A 16,598-nucleotide genomic window follows, 5' to 3' on the forward strand; every position below is an offset into this window, starting at 1 on the left:
TCATGGAAAAGCAGACCCAACCTACCCACCTGCCCCGCCGTAAGCGCAGCGCGCGCCTCTCGCTGGCGATGATGGGCGCGGGCGCCTTCGGTTTGACCGCCTGCACCCAGCCCGCCGAAGACGAGCATTTGACCGACGTGCGCTTCGACGAGCCTAGAAGCTATCAGGGCGTCGAGGAGTGCGTGGCCGCCAACGTCTACACCCGAAGCGCCTGCGAAGACGCCTACGAGGCCTCGTTGGCGTCCGTCCCCCGCTTCGATACTCTGGAAGCCTGCGAAGCCGAACACGGCGAGGGCGCCTGCGCAGCCCCCACCGACGAACAGGCCCAGGCCGCGGGCGGCGGCAGTTGGTTCATGCCTGCCATGATGGGCTATATGGTCGGTAATATGCTGGCGAATACCAGCCGAGGGCGCTCGTTCGAGCGCGTGTATCAAGAGCCGGTCTACCGCAACCGCCAAAATCAGGGCAACTGGAATGCTGCGGCCAGCCAGGCGACGCAACGGGTCAATCAGCGCAACGAGGCCCTGCGCAGCTCGGTGGTGCAAAACCGCCAAGCCACGACACGTCGCGGTTTGGGCACACGATCGGCCTCTTGGGGTTCCTAGCGTTTTGGGGTATTGACCACCGTTTGGGAGCCACCATGCTGCGCATCAACGTCTCTGAACGACCGCAATGGAAAGCCCTGGCCAAAGAGCTGGGGTTTCATTTTCACACCATCGATGGCGAGCCCTATTGGAAAGAGGACGCCTACTACCAGTTCACCCTGGCGCAGGTGGAGAGAGAGATCGAAGCGCCCACCGAAGCCCTTCACGAGATGTGCATGGCGTTAGTGGATAAGGTTTGTCACTCCAATGCCTTGATGCAGCGTCTCGCGATTCCTGAGCACATGTGGGACATCATCCACCACTCCTGGCGAAGCGGGCAGCCGCCGCTCTACGGGCGTATGGATTTTGCCTATTCAGGCGACGGCCCCGCGAAGCTCTTGGAGCTCAATTACGATACGCCCACCTCGCTCTATGAAGCGGGCTTTTTCCAGTGGGTGTGGTTGGAACACGCCATCGAGCAAGGCATCCTGCCCCGCCATGCCGACCAGTACAACTCGATACAAGAGCGTCTGCTCAACGCCATGGCGCATCTTGGCGATCGTCTTCCGAATCGTACGCTCTACTTCTCTTGCGTCAAAGGCAGCGACGAAGAACGAGCCACCGTTCACTACTTGCAAGACATCGCCGTACAAGCGGGCTTGCAGGCGCCATTCATTTACATCGAAGACATCGGCGTAGCGCCGGGGGTCGAGCACTTCGTCGATTTGGACGACCAGCCGATTGCCGCGCTGTTCAAGCTATACCCGTGGGAGGAGATGGCGGTAGAAGCCTTTGGGGAGGCCGTCACGCAGCTCAACACCCACTGGTTCGAGCCACCCTGGAAAGCCGTTCTTTCCAATAAAGGAATTCTGCCGCTGTTGTGGGAAGAGTACGAAGGACACCCCAACCTGCTACCGGCCTATTTCGAGAAGGATAGTCACTCGGCGCTAGCACCCGGCTGGGTGCGCAAGCCATTCTTTTCGCGGGAAGGAAGCAACGTCAGCCTAGTTACGCCGGGCGGGCAAGCGGAGAGCGTGAGCGGCCCTTACACCGATAGCCCATGGATTCGTCAGGCCTATCAGCCGTTGCCTCGCTTTGGCGATAAACACGCACTCATCGGTAGCTGGGTGGTGGGCGACCGCGCTTGTGGCATGGGTATTCGCGAAGACGTGGGACGTATCACCAAGGATACGTCGTGCTTCGTTCCCCACGCAATCGTATGACGGAGGGCAGCCTAGGCGGCGTTCGCCCCCGAGCTATCGCTGTGCTGCGACAACCGCCAAACAGGGGACGTACTCGCAGCTTGCTCCTCTGCCAAGACCAAGCGCTCGGTCTTCGGCTCGGCTAGGCCGGGTAAGAAGTGGCGAGCTCCCACCCAGCGCAACGGCTCGGCTAGCTGTACCTCTTCAGGCATTCCGCCCTTCATCATTCTCAAGAGATAGTCATCGCTCTCGGTTGGGTGCCAGTGGGTCAGTAACTCAAAGGGCGCTTGAGGGGAACGACGTGCGGCTAGCACACCCAAGCCGGGCTGGCAGTGCAGTTCGATGATGTGAGCAACGCCTTTCGCCAGTAGCGCACGATAGGTGTGCTTATCCAATGTCGACGTCGAGACGGCCGTGATATTCATGGACAGCGAGGGAAGCCGCTGCGCCAATTGACGCCAGCGGTCTGCACTGGTCACCATGATGTCACCCGCATTGAGCTCCCAAAGCGCGTCGGCATGATCAAAGAGAGAGCGCGACGACCAGCCCGCCAGCTGCGGAAGCAGCGCACCGAGCATAAAACCGGCGGCCGTCTGTGCCGATAGCCAACTCACCACGCTACGGACTGGCTGCCCGTCCTGATCAAACAACGTCGCGAGCGCCTCTGCTTCTTGCAGCAGCGATGCCGCACTGTAGCGATGCTGACGTTGGAGTCGATGGCTGAACGCGCCGCCGATGTCGCTATCGAATAACTGCAAGTGGGTAATGTCACCACGCTCGCTCAACGCGTCTGCCCACTCATCCACGGTAATAGAAGAATCAGAAAGTACGTCGGCGTCCGTCAGGCCAAAGCGACGTTTGACCGAATCGACCAGGCTTTCTCGCTCGGGGGTCCCCGCGGCAGGCAGCATATCGCTTTGCGGGTTGCCGTAGCGCGCCAACATACTTCGCAACACGGCAATCAGAGTGGGTGAGGTCAGTGACAACATGATGCTTCCTTAGCAAATCGTCGTTCCATTAGGTTGCCAGATTACTCACATGTATCACTTTTGTCAAAGTATTAACTTATATCAAGCTTGCTAGCTAATACTTGTATAAATAAGCCGGACCTGAAGGCCAATCGTTGGTAGAAATAGTCGATGCTCTTGCCAAACGCCGCTGAAATCGTTGCTATCATGCCAAAGGGTATGAGGCGACTCAGCAATGAACAATGCTGATGCCTCATGCCTTTCGTTAAGCGTTTTCGTCCCACTTGGAGCAACCGCGATAATGACAGCGCGCTGGAAAACCCTGCCATTACGGCTACGTCTGTTTATCTCCTTCGGCACGGTGTTGGCCATTGCCATGTTTCTAGCGCTCTACCTGCAGGCGCGGGCACACGGCCAAGCTCGTCTGGATAACCTGCTGAACGTCGAGTTACCTGCCCAGGTTGAAGAGCTAGCCACACGCATCAACCTCCGCTTGAGTCCAGCGTTGGCGTTGTCTGAAAGTCTAGCCAACAGTTACTTCATCGAGCAGTGGGTTGCCGACGGGCTGCCAGCCATCCAACAACCGGACATCGAGCGCTACCTGTCACGCCTCATGAACCAATTGGACACCGAGCTGCTCTTTATCGCCGCTCAAACACAAGGGCGCGGCGTCTACTTCCAGTACCGTGACGGCAACTTCATGCAGCGTCCGCTCCAGCGTCCCGGTGGCGACGACGACTGGTACTATCAGTTCACCGACAGTGACGCTCCGTACAACTTAAATTTAGACAGCGACACCTTCTCCCCAGAGGAGGCCTTCGTCTTTTTGAACTTCCGCAGCAGCGCGACCGCTACCAATGGCCGTCCCAGCGTTGTCGCTGGCGCGGGGCTCGACCTATCGCGCATGGCCCAGCTCATCCGTGACTATCGTCTGGGCGACACCGGTCGAGCGTCGATCTTGAGTGCCGAAGGCGCCTTCATGGTCACCAGTAATGAAACCAATATCTCGGCACTTCAACCCCAGGAAACCGATACGCTACTGCGCCAGGATAATGACATTCGCGTCAGTGAAATCGAGCGCAATGGCCACCCCTATTTCGTCACCACCCGCTGGCTGCCAGAGTTACAGCGCTATCTCATGGTCGAGGTCTCCAAAGAAGAGTACACCAGCAGCATTCGCCAGCGCTTTTTGAGCTCGGTTGAACTTGGCCTACTGCTTCTCGTCGCCGGACTGCTGCTGCTTTACCCCTTGACGGGCAGTCTCATTCGCCCGCTCGATCGCTTTCAGCGCCAGCTCAAAGAGATTACCCATAGTCTGGACCTTTCCCGCCGAGTGGAAACCGACGACCGCGCCGAACTGGGCGACTTGGCCGACCAAACCAATCAGCTATTGGAGCGTCTCTCCCGCGCGATTGCGGCGGTGTCGTCCAACGCGCTAGCGCTCAATCAAGTAGCCGACCGCTTGGCACAGACGGCCGGGCTCTCCGGCATACAGGGCGGCGACATACAACATGAAGCCAACCAGACCATGGCTGCTGCGGTCGAGGAGATGGCCTCTTCGGTTGCCGAAATCACCTCCACCATGGAAGAACTCTCCACGTCTTCCACGCAAATTGCCGATCACTCGCAGTCCGTGGTGGACGTGGCGAACCAAACCCTTGAACGCAGCCGCAAGGGCAGTACCGCCATGCAGCTGCTTCAGGCCAAAATGCAGGATATTAGAAGCGACAGTGAGCAGAGCCTCGCGGAAATCATGACGCTGGGCGCGAAGTCCAAACAGATCAGTAAAGTAATGGAGCTGATCAATACACTGGCTGCTCAGACCAAACTGATCGCTTTCAACGCCGCACTCGAAGCGTCCAGCGCAGGGGAGTCCGGCCGTCGCTTTTCCGTGGTCGCCAATGAGATACGCCGCTTGGCCGATAGCGTGACCGACTCCACTCAAGAGATCGAGGGACACACCGACGATATCCAGCAAGCGATCAATCGCTTGGTCGTGGCCTCAGAAAAGGGCGCGACATCGATCGAACAGGGCGTCGAGGCCAGCCAAAGCACCGCGCAAGACCTGGAAGCGCTGCTCAAAGCCGCTAGCCAAACGAGCAGCGCCGCGCAGCAAATTTCGCTCTCGACCCAACAGCAGAAAACTGCCAGCAGTCAGGTGGTGATTGCCCTACGAGACATCGACACGGCCAGCGCTCGCAATGCCCACTCCGTGCGCAGCATCACGGAGATCAGCCAGGACATGGTACAGATGTCTGCCGAGCTGAACGCGCTCGTTCAGGAGTTCACTCTCGATGAGCAGAGCGCCAAACCGAACGACGATAAGCCACGTCCTTCCTGAGGAGGCGTCGATGAGTGCAATTCGGGTCGTGATGGCCGATGACAGCCCACTAGCGCGCGAGGTATTGCGCGACATACTCACTCGGGATGGTGATATCGAGATCGTCGGTGAAGCGACCAACGGTCAAGAGGCCGTCGAGATGGCGCGGCGGCTGAGCCCACAGCTCATTACCATGGACCTGACGATGCCCATAATGGATGGGCTCAGCGCCATCGAAGAGATCATGCACACCAAAGGGGTGCCCATTGTCGTGATTAGTGACCGTTCAGACGCCCAAACGGCCTATCGCGCGCTGGAAGTCGGCGCACTGGAAGTGCTGCCCAAGCCGGGGCTGGACGACGAGGATGCTCAGCGCCTTCTGGCACGGGTGCGGCTATTGGCGGGCGTGTCCGTGATCACCCGACTGCGCCGACGCGCTCCTGCGACACCCGCGCTCGCGCCTGCCAGGCCTGCGGCTGTCCCTATGTGCCCGACCGCCTCACGCGGTTTTCAGCGGGTGGTCGCCATTGCCTGTTCGACTGGCGGCCCCCAGGCACTCGCGCGGCTGTTAAGCAAGCTCCCCAAAGAGTTTCCCGCTCCCATCTTGATTGCCCAGCACATTAGCCCTGGCTTCATCGAAGGTATGGCGACATGGCTAGGGTCGCTCTGTACGCTGCCAGTGAGCGTCGCCCAAAGTAGCGAGCGCCTTCTGCCCGGACACATCTATTTGTGTCCGCCCGACAGTCAGATCAACGTAACGGCACAACACCGTTTGCAGCTGTCACCCGGCCCTGCACAGGCGCTCTACCATCCAAGCTGTGATGCCATGCTTCATAGCGTGGCGAGCGTATATGGAGCCGATAGTATTGGGGTGATTTTAACCGGTATGGGCCGAGACGGCGTCAGCGGCATGCGCGCGATTCAGCTCGCGGGAGGCACCACCTTGGCACAGGATGAAGCCAGCTCGGTGATCTACGGTATGAACCAAGAAGCCATCAATGCGGGCGTAGTACAGCAGGTGTTGGGGCTAGACGAGATCCCGACGCGCCTGCTTCGCGACGTGCGCTTCACCCCCTCACCCTGGCGGGCACCGCAATGAGTTCACTGGCACCGTTCAAGCAGTGGGTGCATCAACGCTGCGGGCTACATTTGGAAGGACTCGCTGAAGCGCGTTTGGTGCGCGCCATCGAAGCCTTGCACGTCGAACTCGGTACGCAAGACAGCCACGTCATGCTGACTCGTTTGGCGGAAGATGACGCGCTGTTCGACCGCTTTGTTAGCCAGTTGACGGTCAACGAAACGTACTTCTTCCGCGAACCGGAAACCCTTCACTGGCTGGTAGAGACGTACCTGCCACGTCGGCTGGCCGAGCAAGGCGGTCCGCTACGCTTACTCAGCGCTGGCTGCTCCTCGGGGGAGGAGCCCTATAGCGTCGCCATGGCACTACAAGAGCGCTACGGCGACCGCGCTCAAACGCTGTTCACCATTACCGGCGGCGACGTCGACCAGCAGGTACTGAAAAAAGCGCAGGCAGGGCGCTATGCGGGCATGGCGTTTCGTGCCCTTCACCCTTCACTAAAAGCCCGTTTCTTCACCCCGGTCGGGCGCAGTTTTCAGCTGGATACCACGCTGCGTCAGTGGGTGACGTTTCAGCCGCTGAACCTGCTGTCGACGAGCGCTTGCCACATGGATGGCCCGTTCGATGTCATCCTGTTTCGCAACGTCTCGATCTATTTTGACGAAGCTACGCGCCGTACCATTCAGCACCAGCTCAAGCAGCTTTTAGCCCCTAACGGCATTCTGCTATGTGGCGTGACTGAAACCTTAGGTAACGATCTAGGCGTGTTCTCTCTCAAGGAGGAGCAGGGGGTGTTCTACTTTCAAGCTGAGCTGCCGATGTCAGCGCGCTCCGTCAACGAACTCGTGCCCGTCGCCCCGCAGGCAACGAACGCACCGGTGGCGAGCGAGCCCGCCCCCCATGCGGAGCCTCTGCCCGCCGAGCCCAGTCACCAAGAGGAGCCGCCGCCCTTTTCAGCGCCACCGTCCGCTAACCACGACACGTTGCAGCACGCCCACGATGCGCTGAATCAAAACCGCTTCGACGACGCGAATGCCCTGCTGATGCCGCTGTTGGCCGACGACCCGTGGAGCGTTGATGCATTGCTACTGGCGGGCCTCGTTGCCCGCTGGCAACAGCAGCCTCAGCGCGCGTACGACTATTTCAAACGTGCGCTCTACGTGTCCCCCGAGTGCTGGCCAGCCCACTTTTATCAAGCGGAGCTGCTACGCCAAGGCGAGTTACCTGACCAGCCCACTCAGCGGCAGCGCGGTTACGCCGCCGTCGTACGCTTGCTGGACGCCTCTCCGCTAGCCAGTGGCGGATTAAAAGTGATTGCCTCGCCTTTGCCTCCCGGCGATGCCTGCTTCTTGGCAAAACGCTATATGAACGAACATGCCGTCACACAGGGAGCGGGCTAATGGCGCTCGATATTCGACGCTTCATTCAGCGGTTCGTCGAAGAGGCTGCTGACCACTTGCCCCGCTTGCGCGAAGGCATCAGCGCTTTGGAGCAAGGCGCCGCTGATAAAGAGCGTATCAATGAGCTATTTCGCTCCGCGCATACGCTCAAAGGCTCATCGCGGATGCTCAAGCTCACCCCTATCACCGCGGTGGCCCACAGCATGGAGGAGCTGCTCAGCGCTTTTCGAGACGGCAGCCAAGTGCCTGGTCCCGAGAGCATCGGCCTGCTCTATCAGGCAACCGATACGCTAGCCGACTACGTGGCCCAGCTTGCCCAGGGCGCGGCACCCGACACGCTCGCCGTCGCCGACCCGGTGCTTTGCCAGGCGTTGGAAGCCGCTGCCCAACCCAGCACGGCCACTCTCTCCAACGCGGAGGAAGCCCCCGAACCCACAGCACCGCTGCCGCTGTCTCCACCGGTAACCCCACCGCGGCCCGCTGGCAGCGCGACCCTGGCACTCAGCGATACGGTGCGCGTGCGCCTGGAGCGATTGGACGATTTGATTCGTCTGATGGGCGAAGTGCTCTCGGGGCATCATCATCTGCATACGCTTGTCGAACAGGCGCAGGCGTTGGAAGCGCGTCTGCCTAGCGATCAGCGCAGCGCCTTTCATGCCTTCAACCGCGACTTGAAAGACAGTGTGCTGAGCCACGATGCGTTAATGAGCGACCTTCACGAGCGCGCCCTGCAGATGCGTATGCTGCCCCTCGGCGTGGTCTTCGACCCGCTGGCGCAGAAGGCCAGGGAGCTTGCCCAGTCACTAGGGAAGCACGTGGACTGCCGGGTGCGGGGCAGTGAGATCGAGCTGGATCGCCAACTGATCGACCGCCTTTCCGACCCGCTGATTCACCTGCTGCGTAACGCGCTGGATCACGGTCTAGAGACACCAGAGCAACGCAAAGCGGCAGGCAAACCCCCCCGAGGTCAGCTCATACTGGAAGCTTGGCAGGATGGCAACTGGGTCGTGGTGGAAATGCACGACGACGGCACAGGTATTGCGCTGGACGCCGTCCGCCAAAAAGCCCTGGCCAAGCAGCTGCTCAGCGAAGAGCAACTGTCGGCGCTCAGTGAGCAAGAGACGCTCGACCTGATCTTTTTGCCCGGTTTTTCGACCAAAGCGATGATCACCGATTTTTCGTGACGCGGCGTGGGTATGGACGTAGTGAAACGCACCATCATGGGCGAGCTGAGCGGCGATTTGCAGCTCAGCAGCGAGGCCGGCAAGGGCACGCGCTTTACGCTGCGTCTTCCACTATCACTGGCATTGATGCGGGTACTACTCATCGAAGCGGGCAACGTAACGCTCGGTATCACCGCCCCCCATGTGGCGGAGCTGGTCGAGTGCTCACCAGCGCAGTTCATCGACGCAGCGGGGCAGCCTACGTTGATCTTACGTAACGAGTTCGTGCCAGTAGTGCCGCTTGCCCAGCTGCTGGATCTGCCCGTGGCCGACACGCTGCCCGATCCGGCGTTACTGGTCGTCGTCCATCAGCGCCAGCAAAAACTGGCGCTGATCGTGGATACGCTGGTCGACGAGCGGGACATGGTGATCAAGCCGCTTCCCGAGCATCTACGCTACCTTCCCCTGATCTCGGGCATGGTGTCTCAGGGGCGTAATGCGCTGGTCAGCCTTCTCCACGTCCCGGCGCTGCTTGAACGCGCCAAGCGCCATACGCTCGCCCCCCGTGACGTAGAACCCAGCGGCACCGCTCACCGGATATTGGTCGTGGATGACTCTTTGAACACTCGGGAGATCGAAAAAGACGTGCTGGAAGCGTGGGGCTATCAGGTGACCCTGGCAGAGAATGGTCGCGATGGATTGAACAAAGCCCTGGCCGAGTCTTTCGATGCCGTGCTTACCGACGTTGAAATGCCCGTGATGGATGGCTTTGCGCTGACCGCCAGACTGCGCGAAAATGAGCTATATCGTCATAAGCCGATCATAATCATCACCTCTCGCGAAAAAGAGAGCGACCGCCAGCGGGGGATGGAGGTGGGGGCCGATGCCTACATCGTGAAGGGCAGCTTCGATCAGAACAACTTAGTGGAGACGCTCAAAGCCTTGTTGGGCTGAGTCTCCCGCCACGAGGATAACCATGCGAATATTGGTCGTAGACGACGACCCCTTAGCCGGGGAAATGACCGGGGCGCTGCTGGAGTTTCAGGGCCACGACGTCCTGCTCGCCAACGACGCCATGGAAGCCACCCACGAACTGGATTCCCATGACGATATCGCGCTGATCGTCAGCGACATGTATATGCCTCTGATCAACGGCATCGAGCTTTTGCACATGCTGCGAGAGCAGGGTGTCATGCTTCCCTTCATACTGCTCACTGGTGACACGCCGGATGATGCACTGCGCCAGACCCCAGGGCTCAGCGCTTGCTTACAGAAAGATGCCGCGCTAGACACGTCATTAGAGCGCGCCGTTGCCCAAGCGCTTGGTGCGTAGCCATGCCGTTACCCAGCTATGCCCGGCTCGTCCACTCGCACAGGTAGCCTGATGTCATCCTCTGCTTCTTCGCTGCACGATAAACTCAATCAACTGCGTCAGCGTTTCATCGACCAGTTACCCGCGCGTTTACAGCTCACTGTCGGGCTGTGGCAACAGAGCCAGGCCTCCGCCGAGGCACAGGCACGACTTGGCCCAGAGCTGCATCGGTTTTTCCATAGTTTGAAGGGCACCGGACGCTCACTGGGCTTCGAGCGCATTGCGCTATTGGCCGAGCAGGGCGAGGCCGCTCTCGACGGCCAAGCACCTGCCGGGCAGGTGGTGGAGCAGGTGTTCGTCCACCTCGCCGAGGAGCAGCAGCGGCTGCAGTCACTGCCTGAGCAACAGCGGGCACTGGCCGCCATGACCAGCGTCGAATTCTCGCCAAAGCCAGTGCAAACCCGCAGCAAGCGTCAGCGGCTGATCTACCTATGCGACGACGAACCGGACCAAGTGAGCCAACTGCTGCACCACCTGCGCTGCTTCGGCCACGAGGTAGTGCACTTCGAAGACACGGATACGTTCTTCAACGCCGTGATCACGCGTCGTCCCGACGCCATCATCATGGACGTGCAATTCCCTCAAGGTAATACGGCGGGCACCGAGACGCTCGCCAGCCTCAACAAGCTGACCGGTGAACCGCTGCCCTCGATCGTCCTCTCCGCCCACGGTGATTTTCACTCACGCCTCAGCGCCGTGCGAGCAGGCTGTAACGGCTACTTCACGAAACCGGTGAAACCGCTGGACTTGATGCTGGCCGTGGATGAGCTCACCACGCCCAGCGACGAAGAGCCGCTGCGCATTTTGATCGTGGACGATGAACCAGAGGTCGCGGCATATCATGCCCTCCTGCTGGAGCAAGCGGGGATGGCCGTACAGCAGGTCAATCACCCCGCCGATGCGCTGACGGCCCTCGAGCGATTTAGTCCCGACCTGCTGCTCGTCGATGTCTACATGCCCGTTTGTTCCGGCGAAGAGCTGGCGAACATCATTCGCCAACAGCCCGAACACGTGGGTCTACCGATCATTTATCTATCGAGCGAAACCGACAGCCAAAAACAGCTCTCGGCCATGACGGCGGGCGTCGAGGCCTTCATCACTAAACCCGTAATCCCCGATGAACTGGTCTCGGCCGTCACATTGCGCGCCGAGCGCCTACGTTTACTGCGCTCGCTGATGACCCGTGACAGCATGACCGGGCTATATAACCACAGCACCACCACCGAACTCATCAGCAAAGCATTGGCACAAGCGCACCGTGACAACACCGAGCATGCCATGGCGATGATCGACATCGACCACTTCAAAGCGGTGAACGATACCCACGGCCACCTTGCCGGTGATCAGGTCATCATCACCCTGGCAAGGTTGCTGAAAACCCGCCTGCGCATGTCGGATATCATCGGGCGTTACGGCGGCGAAGAGTTCGTCGTGCTACTCAAGGGGGTCAGCGACGAGCGCGCCTGCGAGCTGATCGATGCACTGCGCCACGACTTTGCCCAGGTGGACTTTCATGCGGGCGGCACGCGCTTTCGCTGTACGTTCAGTGCCGGCATCAGCCGTTTTCCTAACCACCCCTCCACCGAGTCGCTGCGCCTGAGTGCGGACCAGGCGCTCTACCGCGCCAAGCATCAGGGGCGCAACCAAGTGGTCACCAGCACGGAGCAGGACGATGACGGACTCCCCACGGACTGCCCCTGAGGCGAACGCCACCTTCGCGCAGGCGTTCAACGCGCGCGGCGATGAGACAGCCATTGTGGAGGTGGATGAGCCCAGTCAGCAGGTGGTCCTCTTCCAGCTCTCCGGTCAACCGTTTGCGCTGCCCGGCCAGGCAGTGAGCGAAATTTTGAAAGGCGACACGCCAGTGTATTTCGTCCCTGGCTTGCCAGATTCCACCGAAGGGGTAATTCACCTGCGCGGCCAGATCGAATCACTGATCACGTTGCAGCCGCTGTTGGGCCTTGCTCCGTCTCAAACCGACGGCATGATGCTTGTCGTGAAAGGCGCCGGCATCCGCAGCGCGGTCCGCATCGATCAGTTGCAGGATGTCTGCGAGCTGCCGATAAGTGCTTTGAAGACGCCTCCCGACACCCTGCCCAGTGCGCTGCGTCCCTACGTAAGCGCGCTTTGGCAATCCGATGACACGCAGCGCGCCACGGCTCTCCTCGACCCCGACGCACTGCTTCAAGCGTACCTACAGGGTCTTGGCTAGCCAGTGAGTACCGTGACCTGTGTTCGCTTCAACGCCTGCGGCCATCAGTGGGCGCTGGAAGCTCACCACGTCAGGCGTATCGATAGCGCCGCGACGCTGGCACGTTACGTGTCTTTCGAGACACTCATGTGCCGAGGACCTGGACACTCGAGTCGCTGGCTCACGCTGATCGACCGCCAAGGCCCTTGGCAGCTTGGCCTGCCTGGCGACAGCGAGCTTATCCCTCTCCAGGTCGCTGACCTCCACCCTCTGCCGCCGCTTTTGGCCGCCCGCACATCCTACCCGGCGCTTTGCGGCGTCGCCCTGGAAGGAGCGTCCATGACGTTTCTTCTCGAGGGTGGACGACTCGGCCTGCCCGTCGATTCTGACTCAGTGGACTAACCACAAACAGGTCACCCGGCTGCCCGGCTCTACTTGGCAGTGCGGTTCGATCACGGCCAACGCATCAGCCGCAATACACGAAGAGAGCACGGCTGAGTTTTGGTCGTCGAACGCCTCGGCCTCTATCCCCTCGGCGGTAAAGCGCAACGCCACGCGCATGTAATGCTGGCGCGGACCGGTGTCAGTGGCGAACCTAGCCGTGGCCGTCAGTCGCGGCAACGACCCAAGCGAGGGGCAATCTAGGAGCGCCCCAATGAGCGGCCGCAGAAACAGCCATGCGCCCACGAACCCCGATACCGGGTTGCCTGGTAACCCCACGAAACGCGCAAGGCTACCGTCGTCACGGGGGAGTCGCCCCAACGCCAGGGGCTTACCGGGACGAATCGCCAGCTTCCACATATCGAGCTGGCCTAGCGATTCCAGGGCCGCTTTGACGTGGTCTTCCTCACCCACGCTCACACCACCCGTGCTCACCACCACGTCGGCGTCGGCAGCTGCGGCGTTCAACAGCGCGACGGTCTGGGCGTAGTCATCGGGTACGCTCACCAACTGAACCACCTCAGCACCAAACGTCTCTAGCAGGCGCTTGAGCATCGGGCGGTTGGAGTTATACAGCTGGCCAGGCTCGAGCGGCGTACCGGGATCGACGATCTCATCACCGGTGGAGAGCAGCGCCACCCGAGGACGACGACGAACGCTGACGTCGGTGATGCCCTGCCCCGCTAAATGCCCTAACGCTGCGGCCTCCAAGCGCTCACCTGCATTGAGCAGCAGATCGCCTTGACGTACGTCGCGCCCCTGCAAGCGCACGTTATCACCGGCAGGCACATCGTCTGGGATAAGCGCTTCGCCCTCCTTTTCGACCACCCGCTCCTGCATCACTACGCAGTCAGCGCCGGGGGGCATCTGCCCGCCGGTGAAAATCCGCGCGCAGGTGCCCGCTGCCAGCGGCTGTGCCGTATCGCCCGCCGCAACTCGCTGGCTGACCAACAGCCACTTACCGGCGTCTACAGCGCGCAGCGCATAGCCATCCATCGCGCTGTTATTGAAAGGAGGCACGTCCAGCGTCGCCGTGACCGGCTCGGCCAGCACACGGCCAGCGGCGTCGTTCAACGCGACTCGTTCAACCGCTAGCGGCATAACCTCGGCCAGCAGCGCGTCGAGCGCCGTTTCGATCGGCTGCAGCTCAGCCATGCTGCCCCCGGCCTGGAATCACCAAGTTGGCAAAGTTACAGGGCTTATGGCGGCTATCGAGCTGCTCGGCCAGGATGCCGTCCCAGCCGGTGCGGCAAGCGCCGGTGGAGCCCGGCAGACAAAACACCACCGTGGCGTTGGCAAAACCGCCCAGCGCGCGGCTCTGAATGGTGGAGCTACCGATCTCATCGCCGCTCAGCTGGCGAAAGCGCTCGCCAAAGCCTTCGATGCGTTTATCCAGCAGTACCGAGACCGCCTCGGGTGTGGAGTCACGCCCGGTAAATCCGGTGCCACCGGTGGTCAGCACCACCTGCACGCTGGGGTCGGCGATCCACTGCGCCACCACCGCCCGAATTTGATACACGTCATCCGGCACGATGCGCTTGTCGGCCAAGCGGTGGCCCGCCTCGGTCAACCGCTGCACCAGCGATTGGCCCGAGCGATCGGTCTCTTCCGTGCGAGTATCCGAGACGGTGAGCACCGCGATGTTCAGCGCTTCCATGGCATCCATCGGCTACTCCTCGCGCTCATTTTGAGCATTAGCTTGTTTCCTGGCTTGACGCGCCTCGAGCGCGGCGAGCTGTTCCGGCGTCGCCTCGCCCTGGTGATGCGCCTTCCACTTACTGTAGGGCATGCCGTAGACATACTCGCGGGCGGCCTCCAGATCCAGCTCGGTGCCGTGCTGATCAGCGGCGGTCACCAGCCATTTCGAGAGGCAGTTACGGCAGAAGTCCGCCAGAATCATCAGGTCGATGTTCTGCACGTCTTTATTGTCATCCAGATGCTTCAGCAGGCGGCGAAACGCGGCGGCCTCCAGCTCGGTGCGGGTGGTGGCATCCAGTTCGTCAAATGTCGCCATGGTCATTCCTCTTTCCCAATGCATGGAAGTGCAGCATAACAAAAGACACCGCCCGAAGGCGGTGTCGAAGGGCATTCACGTTCACTGATGTCGACGGAGTGACTCAGCTTGGCTTAGCGGCAGAGTTGGCTGCCGAATGCTCGCCGCTGTCACCCGCTTTACGCGCCGCTATCTCTTCTTCGCTGATGGCCTGATCTTTGACCTCTTCGTACCACAAATTGTGGTGCTCTTTGGCCCAGGTTTCATCCACGTAGCCGGTGGTCATGCCTTCCAGCGCGCCTTCCGTGCCCAGCGTGCCGATGTAGATGTGGCCCAGCGACACGGCGGTCAGGCCGAGCGCTCCTACGGCGTGGATGATGTTGGCCCACTGCATGGTGTCGCGACCCTGGTCGAAATTGGGGAAGTCGAGCACGAAGCCGCTCGCCACCACCAGAATGCCGACGGATGCCAGCAGCCAATACCAGGCTTTTTCACCGCCGTTGCAGAAGCCCGCATCGACATGGCCTTTGCCAATCATGCCGCCGCCTTTTTTGAACCATACCCAGTCGTGCTTTTTGGGAATGTTCTCTTTGATCAGGCTAATCAGCATGATCACCAGCAGCACCCCGAAGATCGGTCCCAAATAGTTGTGCAGCACTTTGGAGGCCGACACCATCCAGCCCCATACGGCATCGCCAAATAGAGAGCGGAACACGAACTTACCCAGCAGCAGGTTGAGTCCGGTCAATGCCAGGGTGATGAACAGCGTGGCGACGGTCCAGTGTAGAGCGCGCATTAGCAGCGACCAGCGCAGTAGCAGACGACCGGTGCGCGGCTCTTCCAGATACTTCCGCCCGACGATGAAGTAGAACAGCGCGATCAGTGCTGCCATGCCGCCAATGGCAATCATGCCAAACGGCGACACCCAGCGGTTACGCAGAATGCGCCACGTTTCGCCGCTCGCGTTGATCAGGTTGTAGTTACTTTCATGCCGCGAGTCGCGGTAGTTGGGCCCGGTTTCTCCGCTGCGCACCTGACGCCACTGGTCGGCGGTGATGCCCGGCGCAGCCGTGGTCATTTCACGATCTGGATCGGCTTGCGCCACGGCCATTTGGGTGACGCCCAGGCTGGCCACCAACAGTACCAGCATGAGACAGAGACGCCAGCCGCGCTGTAGCCAGCTAGCGGTGCCCCTAGGCGCCCGTGAGGGCACCTTTGTCATGGTCAAGGTTGTCATGACACGCCTCCTTACCCTTTGCGGGCAGCATCGTAGGCAAGGTTGTCAGTGCTAGCCTGAGGATTGTTCGACCACGCACCATCTTTATGGCCACGGTGTACCACGCGTTGACGGAAGATATCGGCAACGTCCTGCGCGTCTCCGGCCAGCAGCGCTTTAGTGGAGCACATCTCGGCGCACAGCGGCAGCTTGCCTTCTGCGATGCGGTTAGAGCCGTACTTCTGGTACTCCTCTTCTTTGGTTTCGGCGGGACCACCAGCGCAGAAGGTGCACTTGTCCATCTTGCCGCGCTCGCCGAACGCATCTTGCTGCGGGAACTGCGGCGCGCCAAAGGGACAGGCGTACAGGCAGTAACCACAGCCGATACATAGGTCTTTATCGTGGAGTACGATGCCGTCGTCGGTTTTGTAGAAGCAGTCGGTGGGACATACCGCCATGCAGGGGGCATCGTCGCAGTGCATGCAGGCAACGGAGATGGACATTTCGTCCGCTTCACCGTCGTTCAGGGTCACCACGCGGCGGCGCTGAATGCCCCACTCGACGTCATTGGCGTTCTTACAGGCAGTGACGCAGCCATTGCACTCGATGCAGCGCTCGGCGTCACACATAAATTTCATTTGAGCCATGGTGTTCTCCTCGTGCCGGTGCG

At 60.5% G+C, this 16,598-nt stretch carries 17 protein-coding genes; 11 read left to right on the forward strand and 6 right to left on the reverse strand.

The genetic code is table 11. The features are described from left to right. Positions 1 to 2: 2 nt before the first annotated feature. Together MHM85_RS08005 and MHM85_RS08010 are read left to right on the forward strand one after the other, a co-directional pair. Positions 3 to 605 carry a DUF1190 domain-containing protein gene (locus tag MHM85_RS08005; RefSeq protein WP_239285670.1) on the forward strand — a complete coding sequence of 201 codons (603 nt, stop codon included), beginning with the start codon at positions 3 to 5 and terminating at the stop codon, positions 603 to 605. A 35-nt stretch (positions 606 to 640) separates the two neighbouring features. Next, positions 641 to 1,807 (forward strand): glutathionylspermidine synthase family protein, encoded by a 1,167-nt coding sequence (locus tag MHM85_RS08010; RefSeq protein ID WP_239285672.1) that lies wholly within the window; start codon positions 641 to 643, stop codon positions 1,805 to 1,807. 11 nt (positions 1,808 to 1,818) lie between these two features. Here MHM85_RS08010 and MHM85_RS08015 read toward each other — a convergent pair whose 3' ends face one another. Beyond that, positions 1,819 to 2,775: a hypothetical protein gene (locus MHM85_RS08015; RefSeq protein ID WP_239285673.1), complete on the reverse strand. Its 957-nt coding sequence runs from the start codon at positions 2,773 to 2,775 to the stop codon at positions 1,819 to 1,821. A gap of 280 nt (positions 2,776 to 3,055) precedes the next feature. Between MHM85_RS08015 and MHM85_RS08020 the strand changes: the two genes are divergently transcribed. Genes MHM85_RS08020 through MHM85_RS08060 form a run of 9 tightly spaced genes read left to right on the forward strand, consistent with a single transcriptional unit; the run spans position 3,056 to position 12,680 of the window. Beyond that, positions 3,056 to 5,095, forward strand: coding sequence for a methyl-accepting chemotaxis protein (locus MHM85_RS08020; RefSeq protein ID WP_153843035.1), 2,040 nt, complete (start codon positions 3,056 to 3,058; stop codon positions 5,093 to 5,095). 10 nt (positions 5,096 to 5,105) lie between these two features. After that, positions 5,106 to 6,173, forward strand: coding sequence for a chemotaxis-specific protein-glutamate methyltransferase CheB (gene cheB, locus MHM85_RS08025; protein WP_153843034.1), 1,068 nt, complete (start codon positions 5,106 to 5,108; stop codon positions 6,171 to 6,173). After that, positions 6,170 to 7,552 (forward strand): protein-glutamate O-methyltransferase CheR, encoded by a 1,383-nt coding sequence (locus tag MHM85_RS08030; RefSeq protein ID WP_239285675.1) that lies wholly within the window; start codon positions 6,170 to 6,172, stop codon positions 7,550 to 7,552. The genes cheB and MHM85_RS08030 overlap by 4 nt, the downstream gene beginning before the upstream one ends. Further along, positions 7,552 to 8,736, forward strand: coding sequence for an Hpt domain-containing protein (locus MHM85_RS08035; protein ID WP_239285677.1), 1,185 nt, complete (start codon positions 7,552 to 7,554; stop codon positions 8,734 to 8,736). The genes MHM85_RS08030 and MHM85_RS08035 overlap by 1 nt, the downstream gene beginning before the upstream one ends. A gap of 12 nt (positions 8,737 to 8,748) precedes the next feature. Then, on the forward strand, positions 8,749 to 9,669 hold the full coding sequence (locus MHM85_RS08040) for a response regulator (RefSeq protein ID WP_239285679.1): 921 nt from the start codon (positions 8,749 to 8,751) through the stop codon (positions 9,667 to 9,669). A gap of 22 nt (positions 9,670 to 9,691) precedes the next feature. After that, a complete protein-coding gene (locus tag MHM85_RS08045) occupies positions 9,692 to 10,048 on the forward strand; it encodes a response regulator (RefSeq protein ID WP_139525799.1) in 357 nt (118 codons plus the stop codon). 51 nt (positions 10,049 to 10,099) lie between these two features. Beyond that, positions 10,100 to 11,788: a diguanylate cyclase gene (locus MHM85_RS08050; RefSeq protein WP_153843032.1), complete on the forward strand. Its 1,689-nt coding sequence runs from the start codon at positions 10,100 to 10,102 to the stop codon at positions 11,786 to 11,788. Continuing rightward, positions 11,760 to 12,299 carry a chemotaxis protein CheW gene (locus MHM85_RS08055; RefSeq protein WP_153843031.1) on the forward strand — a complete coding sequence of 180 codons (540 nt, stop codon included), beginning with the start codon at positions 11,760 to 11,762 and terminating at the stop codon, positions 12,297 to 12,299. Before MHM85_RS08050 ends, MHM85_RS08055 begins: the two co-directional genes overlap by 29 nt. Positions 12,300 to 12,311: 12 nt before the next feature. Next, positions 12,312 to 12,680 carry a hypothetical protein gene (locus MHM85_RS08060; RefSeq protein WP_219861933.1) on the forward strand — a complete coding sequence of 123 codons (369 nt, stop codon included), beginning with the start codon at positions 12,312 to 12,314 and terminating at the stop codon, positions 12,678 to 12,680. Here MHM85_RS08060 and glp read toward each other — a convergent pair. From glp to fdh3B, 5 genes are all read right to left on the reverse strand, one after another. Then, positions 12,669 to 13,874, reverse strand: a complete 1,206-nt coding sequence (gene glp / locus MHM85_RS08065; RefSeq protein ID WP_139525803.1) for a gephyrin-like molybdotransferase Glp — start codon at positions 13,872 to 13,874, stop codon at positions 12,669 to 12,671. The two genes, MHM85_RS08060 and glp, sit on opposite strands and share 12 nt — an antisense overlap. Next, on the reverse strand, positions 13,867 to 14,385 hold the full coding sequence (gene moaB, locus MHM85_RS08070) for a molybdenum cofactor biosynthesis protein B (RefSeq protein WP_139525804.1): 519 nt from the start codon (positions 14,383 to 14,385) through the stop codon (positions 13,867 to 13,869). Before moaB ends, glp begins: the two co-directional genes overlap by 8 nt. 3 nt (positions 14,386 to 14,388) lie before the next feature. After that, the gene (locus MHM85_RS08075) at positions 14,389 to 14,733 is read right to left on the reverse strand and encodes a DUF1244 domain-containing protein (RefSeq protein ID WP_219861935.1); all 345 of its coding nucleotides are present in this window, start codon (positions 14,731 to 14,733) and stop codon (positions 14,389 to 14,391) included. Between the two features lie 103 nt (positions 14,734 to 14,836). After that, the gene (locus tag MHM85_RS08080; protein WP_219861937.1) at positions 14,837 to 15,949 is read right to left on the reverse strand and encodes a formate dehydrogenase subunit gamma; all 1,113 of its coding nucleotides are present in this window, start codon (positions 15,947 to 15,949) and stop codon (positions 14,837 to 14,839) included. Positions 15,950 to 15,960: 11 nt separating this feature from the next. After that, complete coding sequence (fdh3B, locus tag MHM85_RS08085) at positions 15,961 to 16,575, reverse strand: formate dehydrogenase FDH3 subunit beta (RefSeq protein ID WP_139525806.1); 615 nt, start codon at positions 16,573 to 16,575, stop codon at positions 15,961 to 15,963. Positions 16,576 to 16,598: the final 23 nt, after the last annotated feature.

It is taken from the genome of Halomonas sp. McD50-4, from assembly GCF_022348135.1.
GTDB lineage: Bacteria > Pseudomonadota > Gammaproteobacteria > Pseudomonadales > Halomonadaceae > Vreelandella > Vreelandella piezotolerans.